17 protein-coding genes are annotated in these 20,348 nt (G+C 37.1%); 12 read left to right on the plus strand and 5 right to left on the minus strand.

All coding sequences use genetic code 11. The annotated features are described in order from the left end of the window. Positions 1 to 58: 58 nt before the first annotated feature. Complete coding sequence (locus H4J62_RS04920) at positions 59 to 1,042, minus strand: Gfo/Idh/MocA family protein (RefSeq protein WP_182230366.1); 984 nt, start codon at positions 1,040 to 1,042, stop codon at positions 59 to 61. Positions 1,043 to 1,189: 147 nt separating this feature from the next. Further along, a complete protein-coding gene (locus H4J62_RS04925) occupies positions 1,190 to 1,885 on the minus strand; it encodes an SDR family oxidoreductase (protein ID WP_182214154.1) in 696 nt (231 codons plus the stop codon). Positions 1,886 to 2,121: 236 nt separating this feature from the next. On the opposite strand from H4J62_RS04925, the gene H4J62_RS04930 reads away from it, so the two are divergent. Both H4J62_RS04930 and H4J62_RS04935 read left to right on the plus strand, forming a co-directional pair. Beyond that, on the plus strand, positions 2,122 to 3,015 hold the full coding sequence (locus tag H4J62_RS04930) for a LysR substrate-binding domain-containing protein (RefSeq protein ID WP_310733528.1): 894 nt from the start codon (positions 2,122 to 2,124) through the stop codon (positions 3,013 to 3,015). A gap of 484 nt (positions 3,016 to 3,499) precedes the next feature. Beyond that, the gene (locus H4J62_RS04935) at positions 3,500 to 4,267 is read left to right on the plus strand and encodes an ABC transporter substrate-binding protein (RefSeq protein ID WP_182214156.1); all 768 of its coding nucleotides are present in this window, start codon (positions 3,500 to 3,502) and stop codon (positions 4,265 to 4,267) included. A gap of 129 nt (positions 4,268 to 4,396) precedes the next feature. On the opposite strand, the gene H4J62_RS04940 is transcribed toward H4J62_RS04935, so the two are convergent. After that, entirely contained in the window at positions 4,397 to 4,906 is a 510-nt protein-coding gene (locus H4J62_RS04940; RefSeq protein ID WP_182214158.1) for a regulatory protein RecX, read from the minus strand. 391 nt (positions 4,907 to 5,297) lie between these two features. Between H4J62_RS04940 and H4J62_RS04945 the strand changes: the two genes are divergently transcribed. After that, a complete protein-coding gene (locus H4J62_RS04945; RefSeq protein WP_182214160.1) occupies positions 5,298 to 7,253 on the plus strand; it encodes an FTR1 family protein in 1,956 nt (651 codons plus the stop codon). A gap of 218 nt (positions 7,254 to 7,471) precedes the next feature. Continuing rightward, positions 7,472 to 8,524: an NAD(P)/FAD-dependent oxidoreductase gene (locus tag H4J62_RS04950; protein ID WP_182214161.1), complete on the plus strand. Its 1,053-nt coding sequence runs from the start codon at positions 7,472 to 7,474 to the stop codon at positions 8,522 to 8,524. 182 nt (positions 8,525 to 8,706) lie between these two features. Here the strand turns inward: H4J62_RS04950 and H4J62_RS04955 are convergent, their stop codons facing one another. Then, positions 8,707 to 9,573: a LysR family transcriptional regulator gene (locus H4J62_RS04955; protein WP_182214163.1), complete on the minus strand. Its 867-nt coding sequence runs from the start codon at positions 9,571 to 9,573 to the stop codon at positions 8,707 to 8,709. Positions 9,574 to 9,744: 171 nt separating this feature from the next. Between H4J62_RS04955 and H4J62_RS04960 the strand changes: the two genes are divergently transcribed. The 6 genes from H4J62_RS04960 (at position 9,745) to H4J62_RS04985 (ending at position 16,023) form a co-directional block, all read left to right on the plus strand. Continuing rightward, complete coding sequence (locus H4J62_RS04960) at positions 9,745 to 10,071, plus strand: multidrug efflux SMR transporter (protein WP_182214165.1); 327 nt, start codon at positions 9,745 to 9,747, stop codon at positions 10,069 to 10,071. A gap of 209 nt (positions 10,072 to 10,280) precedes the next feature. After that, on the plus strand, positions 10,281 to 11,411 hold the full coding sequence (locus H4J62_RS04965; protein ID WP_220466008.1) for an S-(hydroxymethyl)glutathione dehydrogenase/class III alcohol dehydrogenase: 1,131 nt from the start codon (positions 10,281 to 10,283) through the stop codon (positions 11,409 to 11,411). 110 nt (positions 11,412 to 11,521) lie between these two features. Then, positions 11,522 to 12,373: an S-formylglutathione hydrolase gene (gene fghA, locus H4J62_RS04970; protein ID WP_220465928.1), complete on the plus strand. Its 852-nt coding sequence runs from the start codon at positions 11,522 to 11,524 to the stop codon at positions 12,371 to 12,373. Between the two features lie 368 nt (positions 12,374 to 12,741). Then, positions 12,742 to 14,001, plus strand: a complete 1,260-nt coding sequence (locus H4J62_RS04975) for a hypothetical protein (RefSeq protein ID WP_220465929.1) — start codon at positions 12,742 to 12,744, stop codon at positions 13,999 to 14,001. Beyond that, positions 14,001 to 14,432 carry a hypothetical protein gene (locus H4J62_RS04980; RefSeq protein WP_259364614.1) on the plus strand — a complete coding sequence of 144 codons (432 nt, stop codon included), beginning with the start codon at positions 14,001 to 14,003 and terminating at the stop codon, positions 14,430 to 14,432. The genes H4J62_RS04975 and H4J62_RS04980 overlap by 1 nt, the downstream gene beginning before the upstream one ends. Continuing rightward, positions 14,422 to 16,023, plus strand: coding sequence for a diguanylate cyclase domain-containing protein (locus H4J62_RS04985; RefSeq protein WP_182214167.1), 1,602 nt, complete (start codon positions 14,422 to 14,424; stop codon positions 16,021 to 16,023). Before H4J62_RS04980 ends, H4J62_RS04985 begins: the two co-directional genes overlap by 11 nt. 98 nt (positions 16,024 to 16,121) lie before the next feature. Here the strand turns inward: H4J62_RS04985 and H4J62_RS04990 are convergent, their stop codons facing one another. Then, entirely contained in the window at positions 16,122 to 17,702 is a 1,581-nt protein-coding gene (locus H4J62_RS04990) for an MCP four helix bundle domain-containing protein (protein WP_182231314.1), read from the minus strand. Between the two features lie 423 nt (positions 17,703 to 18,125). On the opposite strand from H4J62_RS04990, the gene H4J62_RS04995 reads away from it, so the two are divergent. Both H4J62_RS04995 and H4J62_RS05000 read left to right on the plus strand, forming a co-directional pair. Beyond that, the gene (locus tag H4J62_RS04995; RefSeq protein ID WP_182214170.1) at positions 18,126 to 18,782 is read left to right on the plus strand and encodes a PilZ domain-containing protein; all 657 of its coding nucleotides are present in this window, start codon (positions 18,126 to 18,128) and stop codon (positions 18,780 to 18,782) included. 248 nt (positions 18,783 to 19,030) lie between these two features. Further along, positions 19,031 to 20,269, plus strand: coding sequence for a response regulator (locus H4J62_RS05000; protein WP_182214172.1), 1,239 nt, complete (start codon positions 19,031 to 19,033; stop codon positions 20,267 to 20,269). Positions 20,270 to 20,348: the final 79 nt, after the last annotated feature.

Below are 20,348 nucleotides of genomic sequence, written 5' to 3' on the forward strand. Positions count from 1 at the left end.
TTCAAATCAATATCTACAATCAATATCTACAATCAATATCTACAATTAATATCTACAATTAATATTTCAAATCAATAAGTTTTCTAACGCTATCTAAAGTCTCGATAAGCTGGCGACTAAAATTAAAGGTCATGATATGGCTTTCCTTTCTCCCTTGACGTAACAGTTCATTGAAATGGTTGATTTGATGATCATAGCCAAATGTTTTGCTATTAAAAGAGATAACTTCTTCTTTTGTATCAGTTATTAAAGTGACGGTTGAAGGGCTGTTAAAGCCACTGTTAATTTTAATATTGCCTTGTTCACAATAAAACACAGCTTCACTCGGCGTCGACTCCAAGAGTGTCGATTTTAACAAGGCTACCACGTTATTTTTATAGTTAAAGACCATGGAACAGGAAGAATCTGCGCCATTAGCAAAAAATGTTGCATCAGCGGTCATGGTCTCGGGCACGCCAAGGGTAGTTAGTGCTGCAAAAATAGGATAAATGCCAATATCTAAAAGACTGCCTCCGCCTAATGATTTATTAAACAGCCTAGCTTCTTGGTTAAATTCTCTTGCGAAACCGAAATCTGCTTCAACTTTACGTAGATTGCCGTAAGTTTTATCAGTCAGTTTATTTAAAACAAAATTATAATGGGGAAGAAAATAGGTCCAGAGCCCCTCCATTAGCAGAGTATTATTTGCCGTTGCAGCATCAATCATGCATTGCACTTCATCTGTATTCATGGCAAAAGGTTTTTCACATAGCACCGCGATACCCTGCTCTAAGCACAGCAGCGCATTTTCTTTATGCATTGAATGTGGTGTTGCTATGTAAATAGCGTCAACATTTTCATCATTTACGAGCGCCTTATAACTGCTGTAAGCTTTAGTCGCGTGATATTTATCGGCAAAATCATTGGCTTTTTGCTGTGTTCTTGAAGCAACGGCATATAGCTCAGCATCTTTCAGCGTTAATAAGTCGGTTGCAAATTTATTGGCTATGTTACCTAAACCGATAATTCCCCAACGTATGTTTCTATTTTTTAGTGATTTCATTAACTATTACTCAAGATAAAAGTACAAATAAAATTATTTTTTCATCGATCTAATGCTCTTTGTTCCACAGACTAGCTATCTTTAATAAAGCGTCATTAGCCCATCGATGCTTAAGCTCGATACTTAAGCCTGATACTAAGTATAATGTTAACCAACATAATCTTGGGCGCAAAATAAAATACCACTCCCTTGCTCTTTTTCCAATAGTATGGGAATAAGTGCGCCGGGCATTACTGAATCGACATCGTTAGGGGCAAATGTGCCGCCAAGGTCTGTTTTTAACCAACCAGGGTCGAGCAAGTTCATTAAGACGTTAGTGCCTAATAGCGTTGGCATCATGTCGCGCACATACCTTTCAAGAGCGGCTTTTGAACAACTATATGCCATCAATTCAGGTTGATTACTAATGCCTGAAGAAACATTAACAATACGTCCCCAATTACGCGTTAGCATGCCTGGAAGAAAAGCATCACATAATTTAGCCGGAGTAATACTATTAACCATAAAACTGTGTAGGTATTCCTCTGCCGTCGGGGCAAAGAGCGGCTGATACTTGGTCATGATTGCTGCATTATTATACAGTATGTCTAGGTGATTATTACTCAAGGCTTTCACCTCGGTAATTAAATGCTCTACTTGAGAGATTGAATTAAGTTCAGCCGCTACAGCATAAACTTCATGACCCGCTGTGGTTAATTCATTAAGTAAATCTCTAGTACCAGCTAATTGTCGAGAATGAATGATGAGTTTACAGCCTTGTTTAGCAAGCTCTTTCGCAACACGAAGACCGACCCCTCGACTAGCTCCCGTTACTAGCGCCCATTTATTTTCTATATTTAACATTCTTATGCCTATTTTTATTCAAATTTGTTAATCAAGTTATTGATTTGTCGTTTTTTGTTTTACTATTTTATGCCGTAATACTTTAGTGACTGCATTAGCGTCTGCTGGTGAAATTAATTACAGCCGTGCATAAAGCAGGTAATAACAAGACTAGGTATTTTTCACTAAAAATTTGCAAATGAATATATAACAAAATAAAATTCATTGTTTTATATAACACACAATAAGCGCAAAAGATGATGAATAAAGAGCATAAAAAACTTGAGCGATTAATGTTATTTAGTGAAGTTGCCCGCCATTTAAGCTTTACGGTCGCGGCACAACATTTACAAATATCAAGAGGGCATTTATCTGCTCAAATTCGTCGATTAGAAAAGGAGATGGGTTTTGCTTTGTTGATCCGCTCGACACGGAGTGTTCGCTTAACCGCAGAAGGTGAGAGTGTTTTAACAGGTGTAAATAAAATTCGTCATTCTGTTTTAGAATTAGAACGAAATGCTGGTCATAAAGGCAATGCTATTGAAGGTGTTATAAAAATTACAGCACCAAGCCTCTTTACCAAAAGGTTTTTACTCGACATTTTTTCTAAGTTTAGCGCCTTACATCCTGCTATTGAGTTTTCTATCGATACCAGTTACACCCGTTTTGATCTAAATCGCAGTGATTTTGACTTGGCTTTTCGTGCCACTAACTCCCCGCCTTTAAATATGGTTGCAAAAGCTATTTTGCCCTATAAACATTGCTGTTGTGCTTCTGCTGAATATTTAGATAAATACAGTAAACCAAAGGAGCCTAGCGATTTAAAAACGCACCAATGTTTAAGGGGACAAGAGCAATTAACCTGGTCATTCTTAAACGCTGAGGTGCCCGTAGATGGTTGGTTAAAAATAAACGATAACCATATGCTGAAAACATTAGCATTAAAGGGCGAAGGTATTATTAGGGTACCTGACTATTTAGTCGACCAAGAGATTAAGGAGGGAACGTTAGTCGCTATACTTGAAAGTGAAATGCCAGCAGGGAAGACCATTTTTATGATTTATCCTCAATTAATTCACCAGTCGAATAAATTGAACGCTTTTATTGAATTTACTAAAGAGTATTTTAATAAAATATCTTTAATAAACTAAATTATTCTCTTTATGGACCTTGATTTATATGAGTAATAATCTAAATTCTACAAGAAGTCTTTACCTTTACGGCATATTTTTATGTGCCTAACATTACGTTAAGATTTAAAAATAATTAAAGTTATGGTCTGAAATATTATTAACTTATTTGGATAATTAACAATATTTAATAAAGAGATAAAATCATTAAAACTAATGTTAATAAGCTCATCTTATTAACCGTATTTCAGATTTTTATTAACATTTAATTACGCCTCTTGGATAAGCGTTTCTGTGAATAATCGTTATAGTTTGACTATGTAAATAGACAGTCGAAATAGACCGTAAATCGCGCTATGTTATAGCTAACGCTATTAGCGCTGCGAAAACGATGAAGGTTACGCGACTAGCCTACTGGATTTTTTATCTGTTAATTTTAAAAATGTATCTGATTTGTTTTTTACACTCTATTTAGTTAAAACAACTCTTCTTGGGGGGCTACTTAGTGAATTTTCAATTGATAATACCAAAGATGAAACGTACGGTTAATGTGGCGATATTTTTAATCTCTGCTTCAATGACGCTTGGATCTTTTGTCTCTAGTGCGACAGAAACTGTTGCTAGTCCTTTAAAATATGATCTAGGCAGCACCAAGGCTTGGGTGCCGTTTGGTTATAGTGGTAATCAACAAAAACCCGGTATTATTATCGCGTTAATTGAGCTTATTATGATGCAAGCAGCCATTCCTACTGATACCAGTTATCTCCCAGTAAAAAGAGCGGTTACCGCATTGGAATTAGGACAAATTGACTTCGATGTTGTTAGCCCCAATTGGTTTAAAGATAAAATTATTGGTGTTGATTATGTTAGCAGTGTTCCTTTATTTGAAGTAACAGAATACTTTGTTACATTGCCTAATGTTGCAATAGAGTTCAATCAACCAGAAATGGCTTATGGGCAGTTAGTCGGCACAGTAGCAGGCTATGCTTATTTTGATGATGACAAGTTTATTCGCGCTGATTTTTTATCAGAAAGTGAATTAGTCAAAGGGTTGGTAAAAGGGCGCTTTAAGGTTGCCATTATAGAAGAAAGAGCGGCTCAATATTGGGCTGAAAAACATCAAACGTCTATAGCACTCGCTTCTTTACATACTAAAGGTGATATCGTTATTAGATTAAGAAAAGAACACGAAAATTTACTTCCTCGAATCAACCAAGCCATCTCTGTATTGAAAAATAATGGTCAATTTAAAAAAGTATTTGATGATTACTAACAATAAAGCTGGCGAAGATATTGATCTTATATTAACGCACTATTCTTGTGGTGTAAGCTGTATATAAAGCACAGGGTCTTAAGTTTATTTTATTGTTTGTTATAAAATAAAGCCTTAATGACAGACTACCTATTCTTCTTGTTCAGGGTTATAAGTAATCGCTTTATTGGCAATGGCATATGAAAATCCTTTGGTTGCCGTTAAATGGCGTAAAGCTTTTTGCTTCAACTTTATATCGGTAATAGGCTCTTCACCAAATTTTCTTATTTTTAACGCCAACGCTTTATCAAAATAGTCATCTTCTGACGTTTCAAGTTCATTGACACACTCATTAATGGTTGTTGATTGAAAACCCTTAGCATAAAGTTTCTCTTTTATTTTATTTGGGCCTATTTTACTTTCGGCCAGACTAAGCGTTAGTCTTTTAGCATAACGAGCATCATCTATAATTTCGTGTTCAATTAAATAATCTAAGGCAGTTTGATTATATTGAGTATCATCTTTGAATAATAAATTGGCTTTTTGCAATAAAGATTTTGCTGAGTAATCACCGTATCTCTCGATCATCCACATCATGTATGATTGAACACGTTTGTAAGAGATTTCTTGGGGTTTGGTGCTTTTTTTAGTTTTGTACATACGGCCACTTTTGTTAAGGAACGTATAACCGTTCAGCGTTGGTGTAAATATTTCAAATATGGATGTTTATGTTACGACTAGGTGAGTAAATTGGCCAAGCTATTTTAGCTAAAGCCTACTAGAACTTCATCATAGTAACGCCTGACCTGCTTTAGGGTCAAACTTTACTGTTATCTCTTTGAGGAGATTATTGGCTATAAAGGGGGAGGTTCATTAGTCGATAAACTATTATTGTGCTTTATTAAAAGCGAACATTTAATTTAAGGGGACATACGTTAACCGTTAGAACTTAAACCGATACTATAGTACTTTATTTTTATAAATATTTAACATTATCCTTATCCTATGTAGTATAATGAGAATCATTCTCAATTGCGTTACAGAGTTATTTATGACTTATTATTTTTCTCGCTATTTTCAAAAATTAATGACTTTTTCAATGCGCTCATTAAAGCGCAAATTTATTCATGTTTTTTTTGTTATTGGTTATCTTATCTCAACGCAAACATCGGCGAGCAGCGATACAGAAGGATTACGTCAACTTTTACAACTCACTGAATATATTAGTGTTGATTATGCTTCTGCCATCAGTAATGGCAAAGTTATTGATCAAGGTGAGTATCAAGAAATGCTTGATTTTTCTAACATTATTGCTGAAAGATCGGTGAGAGAGCCGGGTGAACAAGCCATGATTACGTTATCGAAATCACTTCTCTCTGCGGTACAAGCGAAAAAAACACTTGTCGAAATACAAATGCTGACCAGTGAATTAAAAAACCTGTTGATAAATAACTCTCCGCAGTTATCGTTACCAACATCTTTACTTTCAGCATCTAGGGTAAAGCAATTATTTCAAAATAATTGTGCCAGTTGTCATGGTGTAACGGGTAAAGGAGACGGGAAGCTTGCAAGGCAACTAAGTCCACAGCCTACTAATTTTAACGAAAGAACACGTGCTTTAGACCGTTCTATTCTAGGATTATATGATGTGGTAACCGGCGGTCTTGACGGCACTGCAATGCCTTCATTTAATAACTTAACGGCAAAACAACGTTGGTCGTTAGCATTTTATACGGGTAGTTTAGCTTTTGTTTTTGATGAAAAACGACAAGAAAATAATACACTTGAACTCTCACTCGCCGAACTTGTTCAGTATAGCCCTAACGAATTGTATAGGGCGAAAACTGACTTGGAAAAAGGTTTTGTTGAGCAGCTTAGATCTAACCCTGAGGAACTGTTTTCTACAACTAAGGCGCCATTAACAATCGCGCGTGATCAACTTAAAAAAGCACTTGCCGCTTACAAAAATAATGACGTTATACTTGCCCAACAATTTGCGGTGAGTGCCTACTTAGATGGGTTCGAGCTTGTTGAAAATAACCTCGACGCTTATGATAGTTCGTTACGTAAAATGATTGAATTTAACTTGTTAGGCTTGCGCAATGAAATTAACAACGAGGAAGGCTCGGGTGACGTTGCTGTATCTGTTTCTGCAATTTTGCTGCAAATAGAACAAGCTGAATTTTTACTCAATGACTCAGCTATATCAGACACAGCTTTATTTAGCGCCAGTTTTATTATTTTGTTACGAGAGGGCTTAGAGGCGCTATTGGTTGTGCTGGTACTTTTTACCATACTGGTACGGTCCAATAAAAAAGAAGCCATTAAATATCTTCATTTTGGCTGGATAGCAGCCTTAATTGCGGGTGGGTTAACTTGGTTAGTGGCACAAAAATTAGTGACGATTAGCGGTGCTAGCCGTGAAACCATGGAGGGTGTTGCCGCGCTGTTAGCTGCAATTGTGCTCTTTTATGTTGGTTTTTGGATGCACAGCAAAACGCAAGCCGATCAATGGCAACGTTATGTTCAACAAAATATTAATAAAAGTTTAAAATCAGGTGCTTTATGGGGAATATCTGGCTTAGCGTTTATTGCGGTTTATCGTGAGGTTTTTGAGACAGTACTGTTTTATCAATCATTGTTAACCCAGACAAACCCCTCACAGCAATTTGTTCTTTTTAGTGGCTTTGGGGCAGCAGCGGCTATGCTAGTTGTCGTGGCCTGGTTAATGATTAAATATTCTATTAAATTACCAATAGCGCGATTCTTTTCAATAACAACGTATTTACTATTAGCCTTGTCATTTATTCTCGCGGGTAAAGCGATAACAGCGCTGCAAGAAGCCGCTATTATTAGTATTACGCGCTTTCCTATTGACTTTCATTTCGCGTGGCTAGGTATTAATTCAACGTGGCAAGGCATCACGACGCAAGCTTTTATCTTGTTTTTTTCCAGTGCGTTATTCTTTAAGCCTTGGTTAAAAAAGACGAGCAGGGTAGATGAATAAATTGAGCATCGACTTGAAAAAAAATTTATAGAATAGCAGTAGCGAACCATTTTGAGTATGGATGATAGGTGATTTTAACTCGTTAAATGCTAACCCTGCTAAGGGTAAATCAATAAAGCCCGTAGTGATTTATATTGATTATAAAAATGACAATAGACTGATATTTCAAGGCGCTAGATCCGCCATAAATATAAGCTAATGGTACTGAGGAGGTACTTATGAAAACCTTAACGACAGACGTTGTAATTATTGGTGCAGGCCCTGCTGGTTTGTTTCAAGTATTTGAGCTTGGTTTACAAGGATTAAAATCGGTTGTTATTGACAGCTTGCCAGAAGTTGGTGGCCAATGCACTGAACTCTATCCAGATAAGCCTATCTATGATATTCCTGCTTTGCCTAATGCTAAGGCAAGCCAAGTTATAGAAAATCTCTATGAGCAAGCGGCTCCCTTTAAGCCAACTTTTTTATTGGGCGAGCGGGTCGAAGACATTAATAAATTGTCGGATGTTTCTTTTTCAGTTACCACGCACAAGAATACGCTTATTCACTGTCGCGCGGTGATTATTGCTGCTGGTAATGGTGCCTTCTCACCCGTTAAATTAAAAATACCCTTAATTGATAAATTTGAAGATAAACAACTGTTCTACCGAATCAATAATATAGAACACTTTAAAGATAAAAACGTCGTTGTGCTAGGTGGCGGAGACGCCGCACTTGATTGGAGTTTGAGCCTACAAAAAACGGCTAATAGTGTCTTGCTTATTCATCGTAGTACAAAATTTAAAGCCGCTACAAGTAGCGTGAATGAAATGTTCGCCTTGTGTGAAGAACTAAAAATGCAATTTTTATGTGGTCAAGTGAGCGACTTTCAGCATAAAGATAATAAACTAACTGGCCTAACAGTAAATTCAAAAGATGGCATTAAACGTAGAGTGGAACTTGATGAACTTGTTATATTCTTTGGTATGTCACCCAAGATTGGCCCAATAGCAAATTGGCAACTTGCCATGCACCAACACCAGATAAAAGTAGATACACAATCTTTTCAAACCTCAGTGCCGGGTATCTATGCCGTTGGTGATATTAATTATTACCCGGGTAAACGAAAGTTGATTTTAAGTGGCTTCCACGAAACGGCCTTAGCGGCCTTTTCGATTGCGGAAACTGTTTTAGAAAAAGACCGTATTCCAACGTTATACACCACAACAAGTCCAGTAGTACATCAACGAATGGGCGTTACACATTCACTCGAAAGCCTGTTGGATGATTAACGGAAAAACAGGCAATTGATCATTACTACTTTACTTTTATTGCTGTCTCTTTATCTGCGCGGCATGACTTTGGAGGCTTAGGTGGAGTGTATGTAAGATAATAGCGGCAAACCTAACCGCTACTATTTTATGTTATGACTTAAGCTTTACAGCCTTGTTCGGTAATTTAATAAAGCTGAAGATTAAAGTAACTGTTCAGCTAAGTAATCAACCAGCAGTCTTATTTTAGGCGATAAATGGCGATTCTGAGGGTAAATTGCCCATATTCCTTCATCAGGCGCACGGTAATTATCTAATAGGGTCACCAGTTCACCACTTTCTATGCGTTGTTGAACATAATAATCGGGTAACTGAACTATCCCTAAGCCCTTTAATGCGGCGTCCATCAGACTGTAGCCATTGTTGTATCTTAATCTACCGGTTACGCGGATACTTTTTTCTCGGTCAGACTCTCTAAAATGCCAGTAGTCTAATGTACCCAACAAACAACTATGTTTATTAAGCTCTGATATAGAATGGGGTACTCCCTGTTTTTCTAAGTATTGCGGTGATGCACAAAGGTAGTTTGTTCTTTTGCCAAGTTTTTTTGCCATCATGGTCGAGTCACTTAACTTACCAAGGCGAATTGCTAGGTCATAGCCTTCTTCAACAATGTCTATTTGGCGGTTGCTTAAATAAGCCGACACTTCAACATCGCTATATTGTTTTATGAAATTATTCACTAGCGGTAATATTTGTTTTTCACCATAGGCAACAGGCGCTGTTAATTTAATTTTGCCTTGGGGTTTTGACTGCAAATTTGTGATGGCCCGCTCAGCAGCATCGAGACCATCGAGAACACTGCGACAATGCTGATAAAAAACACGGCCTTCTTCTGTTAATGATACTTTGCGAGTTGTTCGATAAAATAACTTAATATTAAGGCGTTTTTCTAATGCACTTATCTGTCGACTCACCTGTGCGGTAGATATCGCCATTTTCTTTGAGGCGAGGGTAAAACTTTCATTTTCCGCAACGTAAACAAATTCGCTGATGCCATCCCACTGCATGATTATTACCTATATGTACAAGTGAATTTACAAATTAGCATATTATCATTTATATAGAAATAACTATACTAGCCACCAACAAGACATTGTTAGTGGCCACAAAAGTAGCTTATTTAAAATTACTTTAGACCTTTGACAGTGACCGTTCGTATAACATTATAGGAAATAAAGATGAGTTGGTTATTCCTTTTTTTAGGTGTCGCTGCTGAGGCGATGTCTCATGTAGCATTAAAAGAGACTGATGGTTTTAGTAAACCACTGCCAAGTGCTTTAGTTTTACTTGGACATTTAGCCGCATTCATTTTTTTAGGTCAAGCAATGAAAGGCATGCCAGTTGGTATCGTCCATGCGCTATGGGCCGGGCTTGCCATTATAACCGTGACTTTATTGTCTGCTTTGATTTACCGTCAGCATCTTGATTTAACAACATGGCTAGGCATGGGGTTAGTTGCTGTTGGTATTGCTATGATAAATATTGCCCAAGGACACAGTCATTAAGATGAATAATGTAGATCAAAATTTTTAACCAAAATGCTTTTACCCCTTGGTAGCTATGTCCTTTAGATTGTTACCAAGGGGTAAAAGTTAATTACGCATTAGGCGTATTATCATCTTTAAATAAGTTGAGTAAACTAATGTTACTGTAACAAATTCGACTAGATGCTAATCCCATCAAAATACCTATTAATTGAAAAGTGAGAATAACGATGTCAGATAAATTTATAAAATCGAAAGCGGCTATTGCTTGGGGCCCTAATCAGCCACTATCTATCGAAGAAGTCGATGTCATGCTACCTCGCAAAGGAGAGGTGTTAGTTAAGGTTATTGCCTCTGGTGTTTGTCATACCGATGCCTTTACCTTATCTGGAGAGGATCCAGAAGGAATTTTCCCCGTTATTTTAGGTCACGAAGGCGGTGGTATTGTTGAACAAATAGGTGAAGGTGTAACCAGTGTTAAGGTAGGCGATCATGTTATTCCACTATACACACCAGAGTGTGGTGAATGTAAATTCTGTTTATCGGGTAAAACCAACCTTTGCCAAAAAATTCGAGAGACACAAGGCAAAGGTTTGATGCCAGATGGCACGACCCGCTTTTACAAAGATGGTCAGCCTATTTTTCACTATATGGGCTGTTCAACTTTTTCTGAATACACAGTCTTGCCAGAAATTTCATTAGCGAAAGTTAATAAAGAAGCACCATTAGAAGAGGTTTGTCTACTAGGGTGTGGTGTTACCACCGGCATGGGCGCAGTCATGAATACAGCAAAAGTTGAAGAGGGCGCAACTGTTGCTATCTTTGGCCTTGGCGGTATTGGATTGTCTGCAGTGATTGGCGCGACCATGGCGAAAGCTAGTCGAATTATTGCTATCGATATTAACGAAAGTAAATTCGAACTTGCGAAAAAATTGGGTGCTACCGATTTTATTAACCCCAAAGACTACGACAAGCCTATTCAAGATGTGATTGTCGAAATGACCGATGGCGGTGTTGACTACTCTTTTGAATGTATTGGTAACGTTAACCTAATGCGCTCTGCCTTAGAATGTTGTCATAAAGGATGGGGAGAATCAGTGATCATTGGTGTTGCAGGTGCCGGACAAGAAATATCAACCCGTCCATTTCAACTGGTAACGGGTCGAGTATGGCGTGGTTCTGCATTTGGCGGTGTTAAAGGTCGTACTGAGTTGCCAGATTATGTTGAACGTTATTTAGCCGGAGAATTCAACTTGAGCGATTTTATTACTCATACCATGAGTCTTGAAGACATTAATGAAGCGTTTGAGTTAATGCACAAAGGAAAAAGTATTCGCAGTGTTATTCATTTTGATAAATAGGCGATATAAATAACCAGCATTTGTCTTTAGAAAGATAGTCACTCACATTAATAGTATGGCGTTGCCCTTTTATTGCAGTAATTAGCAGGGGAGCGTCTTGAGGTTACCCTATGACAATTGATCCTTTAATTGAAAGTATCAGTGTAAATAAAATTTTTGGTGGCTGGCACAAGCAATATAGCCACCATTCTAAAGCCGTAAACGCTAACATGCGCTTTGCCATTTTTTTGCCTCCACAGGCTAATAATGGCAAAAAAGTGCCTGTGCTTTACTGGCTTTCAGGTCTAACCTGTACCGATGAAAACTTTATGCAAAAAGCCGGCGCACTGCGAGTAGCTGCTGAGTTAGGCATTGCTATTGTTTCTCCTGATACTAGTCCAAGAGGTGAAGAGGTAGCTGATGACGATAGTTATGATTTGGGTCAGGGCGCAGGATTTTATCTTAATGCTAGCCAAGCACCTTGGAGCCGTCACTATCAGATGTATGATTATGTGGTTAAAGAACTGCCAGCAATTATTGAAGCCACATTTCCAGTGTCAGATAAGCGCGCTATTAGTGGACATTCCATGGGCGGACACGGGGCACTAACTATTGGTTTGTTAAACGCTGAACGTTATCGTTCAATGTCAGCCTTTAGTCCTATCTGTAATCCGATTAAGGTGCCTTGGGGCAAAAAAGCTTTCAGCGCTTACTTGGGGAAAGACCAAGCAAGTTGGTACCAGCATGATGCCAGTGAATTAATGCGTATAGCAAAACAGTTTATTCCTGCCAAAGTTGATCAAGGTGGTGCAGATGACTTTTTGAAAGAGCAATTAAAACCAGAAACGCTAGAGGCTGCAGCAAAAATGAGTGGTTACCCATTAGAGTTAACTATTCATGAAGGCTATGATCACAGTTACTATTTCATCTCTTCATTTATTGAAGCGCATTTGCGTTTTCATGCCGAGCACTTAGAAAGATAAGTATTAAGGGAAAATGCCCTAAGGGGCAATCGGTTGATTACACTTAACCAGACCAAAATAATGTTGTTCTTGCTAGGACAAGTGTTTGTTAAATATATTATCCAACATTAGCCAAGCCAATAGCCAAGCCGATATCCAAGCCATTATTTCGCAGTCCAAGATTCGCCATTTATTTTGCTGATTAAGCATAGGTTTATGCGTTATCCTCCTGAGACGAACCTCAAAAGTCTATTAATTCAAAACACAGACGTTAACCTAGCACTCGTTAAAGAAGTCGTGGTATTTTATGGTCGAACAATAGGCAAATAAATGAGCTATCTGTTATCATTAATATCTTCAATATTATCAAACGAAAAAAGGCTGCTACCTTGTATCGATTTATTATCGCCACAGCTTTAGTTTTCACAGGCATTACTTATAATGCCTGTGCCGATGACATAAAAGTTGAATTTAGTGGTTTTGCCTCTTTAGCCCTTAGTTATAGTGACGATCCTGATATTGCTTTTAGTCCCAATTATTTGAATATTGACGATACAGGCTGGTCAGCTACCCGTGACTCAATTTTAGGTGGGCAAGCTAATATAACCTTAGATAAAAACTGGGATTCTGTTGTGCAATTTGTCCTAGAAGATCACGGGAATACAGACTTTGAAAATTACCTCGAATTAGCTTTTCTGCGCTACCGTCCTTCTCGTAATTGGGCTATTCGTGCGGGCAGATTAAACAGTGACCTTTATTTACTTTCAGAGTACCCGCACGTGGGATACGCTTATTTGTGGGTACGTCCGCCACATGAGTATTACTCTTTTGCAAGTACAGCGGGAAAATTTGATGGTGTAGATATTGAATACAGCCAATCAATTAATGATGGTTTTTTACGGTTAAAATTGGCTGCGGGTAACACGACTGCAAAATTAAAAGCGAATGGCCAAGACTTTTTTATTGATTTTGACCATTTAATGACTTTTAGCGCAACCTACGTACTTGATGCTTGGACCATGCGATTTTCTGTATCACAAGCCGATGCCGGGGACTATAAGTTCGAGGCATTAAATGAGTTTATTGATTTATTAAACTCTGTGCCAGCTCCTGTGTGGCCGCAAGCAGCGTCGCTATCAGCAAGTTTTGACACAAAAAACCATAGTATTGAATATGCTGCTTTAGGATTAACCTACGATAGTGATAATTGGTTAATTCAATCTGAAATAGGTATTTCAGAGTCTCCTTGGTTGGTTGCTTCATCAAATATTAATGGCTATGTGAGTGTTGGTTATCGTTTAGATAAAGTGACGCTTTTTTCCAGTGTTTCTATTTCAGAGAACCGCCATAAGATAACCACAGTTACTGCGCCCCAATTTCTTCCTGGTACGCCAATACAAGTAACCTTTCCATTACAACAGTTAGCACTTGCTTCAAAAGAGGCTGTTGACCGATTAGTGGTGCACCAACATTCAATTAATGTTGGCGTAAAATGGCAGGCGTCAGAAAATTTGATCGTTAAAGCGCAAATTGATCACTTTGATATTCAACCTTTTGGTGGTGGGTTATGGGGGATAAGTGATCCGGAAAATGTTGAAAAAGAGCATAGAATTAATGTGTTTACTGTTAGTGCGAACATGGTGTTTTAATGATGAAAAACCCCCTGTTATTAATGATTGGATTGGCTATTTTCAACTTTGATGCTGTGAGTACCGAGTTTGTTGTTGTGGTCAATAAAGACAATGCGATTAACTCATTATCTAAGCGCGAAGTGATTGACATTTATATGGGGCGTTATTTAACTTTTCCTGACGGTGAAATGGCACAGCCACTAGATTTGCCCTCTGAATCACTATTGAAGAATGACTTTTATCTGCAATTAGTTAATAAAAACGAGCAAAAAATAAACGCTTACTGGGCAAGGTTACTGTTCTCTGGGCGAGCTAAACCGCCGATCGCGGCTATTTCAATTGAAGACGCTTTGAACAAGTTATACAGTTCACCATATTCAATTGGTTATATACCTAAAGACCAGCTCACTGATGCTGTAAAAGTGGTTTATCGATTTAATGAAAATTAGTCAAAATCTTTATGTCAGAGTTCCATTGGCGATCGCTATTGTTGCCGTGCTAGTTGCGTTGGTTTCTTCAACGTTGTCCTATTATGCTGGCCTTCAAGAAAAGAAAGATACTAACTATTTGCTTGTTAAACAATTAGCCCAAACGATGGCAAAAACTGCGACGATATCTGCCTATTTAAATGATCGCGAGCTCGGACAGGAAATTATTAGTGGTTTGTTGAGTAATGATTTAGTTCAAGGGGCTAGACTCTCCGGCGAGGGCGAAATGAGCATTTCCAGTGGTGCTCTTAACAAACCACAAGATGGCATAGTTATCCAATTAATCCATCCTTTTATTGATGATACCCTTGTTGGCACACTTACTGTTTATCCAGACAATAATTATATTCAACAACAGGTAGAAAATTCACTTAAAAAAGAAGTGGCATTGATACTAATACAATCCATCATTATTGCTTTTTTTGTCTCTCTGATCGTGCACAGATGGCTAACTAAGCCTATTCAAAAGTTAACCGATAGCTTTACTACCATCAACCCTAGTATACCTAAAACAATGCGGATGTTGTTGGTGAAGCAAGGTGCCAAAAATGAAATTGGTAAATTAACAAAAGGTATAAACTCTTTAATGCATGAGTTACATCTTACTATTAGTAATGAGCGAGCATTGCGCGAAAAAACTCAAGAGTTAGAGCGTAAATTCAGGCTTATTTTTGAACAAGCGAGTGCTGGAATTTGTTTGCTCGATGAAAAAAACACCATTACCACTTTCAACCCAGCATTTTTACAATACTTCAGTGTTGCAGGACAGACAGACTTGGCCTCTTTACACTTTCCAACTTTATTAAATAATGTCGACAAACTCGAAGAGTTGTTATTGAGTATTCGCGCCGACAAGAATCGTCCACAAGTCACTCTAGACATAGAATGCCGCATCGGCAATAAAACGCTATGGCTGCACTGTTTATTCGCAAAATTAACCGAACAGCGCAGCAATGAGCGCAGAAGTGAACAAGGTAATTTAGTTGAAGTGATAATACATGACGTTACTGAACGAGCAGAACGAGAATTTCAAACACGTTTTGAAGCGGATCATGACCCTTTAACCCATCTACTTAATCGACGCTCCGGCGACAAAAAATTAGATAATGCCTTACTTTATTGTTTAGAAAATCAACAAAGTTTAGTGTTGATGATGATTGATTTAGACAAATTTAAACCTGTTAACGACACTTATGGCCATGAAGCGGGGGATAAGGTATTAATAGCAATAGCAAAACGTCTTAAAGCGCATTTTAACTTGGCAACAGACCTCTGTATTCGATGGGGAGGGGATGAATTTATTGTTGCCCGTCAGTTGACGAACTTTGACCAAGAGTTAATGCTTGAACAAGCCAATAATATTCTTGTTGAGATAGAGCAGCCCATTCATATTTCAAATAATATGCAATGCCAGGTAGGCGCAAGTATTGGTATTGTTGTTGCCCCTAAAGACGCTAAGGTACTCCACGAATTGATGGTTAAGGCAGACGACATGATGTACCAAGTTAAAGCTTCAGGACGAGGCCAAGTAGCATTTTATCAAAAACCATAATAAGCGTGCCATTGATAATCTTGTGCGGTTAACTTGTTTTAGATAGAGAAAAAATTAGCTGATTATTTTAAACGTGTTTAAGATAATAGCGAGTACAGTTAATCTTTATCATTAATTTTTGTTATCTTTTGGGGCGAAACCAAAGGTAATTCTAAGGTAAAGCAGGTGTTTTTTCCTAATGTACTGGCTACTCTAATTTTACCACCGAGTAAATTGACGACAATATTAAAGATGATGCTCAGGCCTAAACCTGAACCTCCTTCACCAAGCCTAGTGGTAAAAAAAGGTTCAAAAACTTTGTCAATAAACGCTTTTGGGATGCCCTTACCATTATCTTCTACTTTGATAATGACAACTGAATTATTCAGATAAGCTGATATAGCGATAATGCCAGAGTCTGTACTTTCAAAACCATGAATAATGGCGTTATTAAATAAATTAGTCATCACTTGCCCCAAAGGACCTGGAAAACTGTCCATCTCTATATTTTTATCAATTACGCAGTCGAAGGTTATCCCTAGGCGTTTTATTTTATGGTGATGTATACGGATCACTTCGTCCACGACATCAGATAAGAAAAATATACGTCTTGCCTCACTCGTTTGGTCAACAGCCACTTGCTTAAAACTCTGAATGAGAACAACAGCTCGGTCTAAAGAATTCAGTAAAATATCTAAGCATTCATTGACTTCTATTTCGAAACTTTCCAAGTCAGAACGTTTTACTTTTTTTTCTTTAAAACGAATTGAAAACTTTTGAAAGTTATCTTTGATTGTACTGCCTATCGTGACAGCTATGCCTAATGGCGTATTAATCTCATGAGAAACTCCTGCAACTAGTGAACCTAAAGAGGTTAGTTTCTCTGTTTGGATGAGCTTGTTGTGTGCATGAAATAATGACTCAAGCATAGTATTAAATGACTCAGCTAATTCGCTAATTTCATCTTTACCTTCAATGTCGAGTTGAAGGAGAAGATCACCTGAATGAGTAAGACTTGCTATATGGCACTGTATTTTAAGCAGTGGCTCTAATATTGTGCTGATCAATAGCCAACCAATAAATAAGCCAATGGCAATAATAATAGCGGTAACCAAAATAATAAGAGAACGCGTAGTTTGATGATGTTGATGATTACTGTTGTATAGGGCTTGAGCTCCATCAATATTAGTTTCTAGCATACCTGCCATATTGAGTTGCATGTCATTAAAAAGCACGCCATATTCTTCATTAGCTAGTCTATCTGCAGCAATATCTTGGTTGCTTTTACTTAAAGTGATAATTCGCTCGGTTAACAACTCAAACGTTGTTAATTGAGTTTTGAATTTATAGAGTAGTTTGGTTTCTTCGCCACTGTCTAATGTTTGTTCAAATTTAGTCAGTGAAGCACGGAAGTTGACTGATGCATTACTGATTTTTTGCTCAGTGTCTCTCATAGACTTATCGTCAGGAGAAAGAATATGACTTTTTATTAGTACAAACTCTTCATATAAATATTTTCGAGCGTCGGTAAGATTAACAAAACTGACAAAATAATTATCATAAATATCTTGACCGTTTTTGTTAATGGTGTTCGTTGAATTTATTGCAATAAGGGAGATGATTAAAGGTAATATAATAAAAACACTAATAGATAATGGGATTTTTTGTGAAATTTTCATGTTGCGAAAAAGTTCAATCATCAATAAGACTCTTTATAAAATTTACATGTTTCACGGTTTAGCTAATAAAAATACTAATAAATATTAACTAATTAGCTTATTAAAAGCCGATAGTGGCGTGCTCATTACCTTTTAACAATAGCTTAATATGAAGGTTAAAAACATCAGTAAATAACCTTTTGCCGATAGTTTAAAAGCTACCAGCGGTTACAATAGGCTATAAAGCCTATTTATAAAGTGTTGCTGCGCTTAATAGCGTTAAAAACTTGCAGTCAATTATATTATTATTAAAACTTTATCGCTTTGTGGCTAATAAATATTGATAGTATGAAAATCGATGATATATTTAATTTTAACACAATTAATAACCTGCAATGAATGAGTTGATAAGTTAACTTATCAATTTAAACCTCTACAGGGCATGGCTTACTAGGAGAACTATCAATGATTCGAGAAGATGTAACAAAGTCATTATCAATGCTAACCCCTGGCTCTGCCATTATTGTCGAAGTCTCAATTCCCCCCAGTAAAAAAATAAAATTTAAAAGTGTTTTTGTTGGTTTTTTACCCAAGCAATTTATGTTGATCCAATTACCCGATTTAAATCGTCATGTTGAGCTTACTGGCAATATTAATCAAGGGGTAGCCTGCACCGTTAGAAGTATCGTAGAAAAGCATGAAGGCGCGGTTGTTGCTTTTGTTACCAGTATAGAGCGCACGATAACTGTTCCAGCAAAAATGATTGTCTTGAACATTCCGCAACAGGTGGCCGTACGACCGCTACGAAAAGAAACGCGAATTGATACACAATTAAATATTGAAGCTTCGGTCAATAATTCGTTATTAAAAGGTATTATGGTTAATCTTTCATTAGAAGGCTGTTTATTAAGTGCCAAGAAGGAAGAAAATGTTGTTATCACCAAAGAAGATACCATTACCTTCGCTATTACTGACAAGGCCTTAAGTGACATCACATCAATAAAAGGTATTGTTTGCAATATTAAGTCATCGCCGACGATTGATTATTTTGGCGTTAAATTTGAAGATGAATCTTATGATGTTATTAAAAATTTGCTGATGAAAGTGATGTTTTCAAATTAACCCGTACACCTTAGCTGTTAATCACACTTTTGCTTCTTTTATATCCTTGATTTAGCTTATTTATATATTAATCTAATTGATAAGATGAAATGTATCCAAAGCATGCTCAACAGTGTTAGATTGTATTGACCTGAGCAGGGAAATTTACATACTCACTTATACTTTGATAAAGTCGAGTGGCCAATATTGCTAAGCAAGTTTTACACTCTTACAAGGTTAGCATTAGATAGTTGAGTCAAGGAGTTATAGTGCAGCATCATAATATTATTTTATACACGACCGAACGTGAAGATAGCGAGCTGTTAATTAAGGTGTTGATTGAACATTTTGATAAAGTACTTGTTGTTACTGCTTTGCCGGAGCTTGAGAAACAGCTTAAAGATGAAACGCCTAAAATAATTTTAATCGACGCAACCTCTTTTCAACGATCTTTAATGATCTATTACAGCTCGCTTAAATCAGTTTTAGTAGGACAAACGTGCGAACATTTTATTGTTTCTGTTGTTTCTGCAAGGGAAGAAAACGAAGCTTATGAAGCTTATGATAACGATATTATTGATGACTATATAATTACCAATCCGCTTTATGAGAAAAAACGTGCAGTTGTTGTTTGTTCTAATTTACTGACTAAGCTGGGCATTGGTCTCAAAAAAAATGCTGCCTTAGATTATATTTATAACAAAGAGTCATATGCAAAAGAAATTAGAGAAACGGTACTGCACGGCTTAGAGCTGAAAGAAAGACTTAGGTTGTCTTTTGAAGAGAGTATTACCGACGTTGAACACTCTATCAGTAAAGCAACAGAGCAAATTAAACTCAAACACAATGTTAATATTAATCTTGATGTAGTCAAGAATATTTTAGCGTCGATACGTTCAAACGAAATTCGACCTAGGCTGGTGGAACTGCAAAGTAAAGCATTAGACTTGCTCAGTGGATTAATCAGTGACGTGGAAAATATAGCACAAGAAAGTAATGAAGCGGCTCAATCTGATAAAAGCGAGCAAGTACATCCACCAACTTCTTTTAATAAGCTTTATAATGCAAGTAACGCCGATGCGGTAAAAGAATTAGATAAGATACAAGGGGATAATAAATCAGCCGCTATTAATATTCTATTGGTTGAAGATGATCCCATTAGCATACATTTAACCAATACACTGTTGCACAAGTATAAACTCAACGTTCAAACCGCTAGTACCGGTAGAACGGCCTTAATTTGTCTTAATAATATACGTTTTGATATCGTTTTACTCGACGTAAGTCTACCCGATACCAATGGTTTATATATTTTAGGACAAATGAAACAGGGCAACGGCAAAAATTTTGATACGCCACTTATTATGTTAACCGGTAATAAAAATAAACAAATAGTAAAAAAAGCTATTGAACTAGGCGCAAAAGGTTATCTCATTAAACCTTTAACGCAAGGCGTTGTTGCTAAGCTATTTAAGGAAAATAACATTCCTTTAATTGAAAAAAGATAAACAATCACAACCCTCAGTTAACTATTCGTGCCGTGGGTAAGTGGCCGACGTTTTCAGCAATTAATACGCTAAATAATAA

Origin of the sequence: Colwellia sp. BRX8-5, from assembly GCF_014077325.1 — a bacterium.
Taxonomy (GTDB): domain Bacteria; phylum Pseudomonadota; class Gammaproteobacteria; order Enterobacterales; family Alteromonadaceae; genus Colwellia_A.

What these genes read in the sequence shown, in the direction of transcription:
- H4J62_RS04980 (WP_259364614.1), top strand. Translation starts at nt 14,001, where the DNA reads ATGATGAAAAACCCCCTGTTATTAATGATTGGATTGGCTATTTTCAAC.
- H4J62_RS04985 (WP_182214167.1), top strand. Translation starts at nt 14,422, where the DNA reads ATGAAAATTAGTCAAAATCTTTATGTCAGAGTTCCATTGGCGATCGCT.
- H4J62_RS04920 (WP_182230366.1), bottom strand. Translation starts at nt 1,042, where the DNA reads ATGAAATCACTAAAAAATAGAAACATACGTTGGGGAATTATCGGTTTA.
- H4J62_RS04990 (WP_182231314.1), bottom strand. Translation starts at nt 17,702, where the DNA reads ATGATTGAACTTTTTCGCAACATGAAAATTTCACAAAAAATCCCATTA.
- H4J62_RS04995 (WP_182214170.1), top strand. Translation starts at nt 18,126, where the DNA reads ATGATTCGAGAAGATGTAACAAAGTCATTATCAATGCTAACCCCTGGC.
- H4J62_RS04925 (WP_182214154.1), bottom strand. Translation starts at nt 1,885, where the DNA reads ATGTTAAATATAGAAAATAAATGGGCGCTAGTAACGGGAGCTAGTCGA.
- H4J62_RS04945 (WP_182214160.1), top strand. Translation starts at nt 5,298, where the DNA reads ATGACTTATTATTTTTCTCGCTATTTTCAAAAATTAATGACTTTTTCA.
- fghA (WP_220465928.1), top strand. Translation starts at nt 11,522, where the DNA reads ATGACAATTGATCCTTTAATTGAAAGTATCAGTGTAAATAAAATTTTT.
- H4J62_RS04930 (WP_310733528.1), top strand. Translation starts at nt 2,122, where the DNA reads ATGATGAATAAAGAGCATAAAAAACTTGAGCGATTAATGTTATTTAGT.
- H4J62_RS04940 (WP_182214158.1), bottom strand. Translation starts at nt 4,906, where the DNA reads ATGTACAAAACTAAAAAAAGCACCAAACCCCAAGAAATCTCTTACAAA.
- H4J62_RS04965 (WP_220466008.1), top strand. Translation starts at nt 10,281, where the DNA reads ATGTCAGATAAATTTATAAAATCGAAAGCGGCTATTGCTTGGGGCCCT.
- H4J62_RS04960 (WP_182214165.1), top strand. Translation starts at nt 9,745, where the DNA reads ATGAGTTGGTTATTCCTTTTTTTAGGTGTCGCTGCTGAGGCGATGTCT.
- H4J62_RS04950 (WP_182214161.1), top strand. Translation starts at nt 7,472, where the DNA reads ATGAAAACCTTAACGACAGACGTTGTAATTATTGGTGCAGGCCCTGCT.
- H4J62_RS04955 (WP_182214163.1), bottom strand. Translation starts at nt 9,573, where the DNA reads ATGCAGTGGGATGGCATCAGCGAATTTGTTTACGTTGCGGAAAATGAA.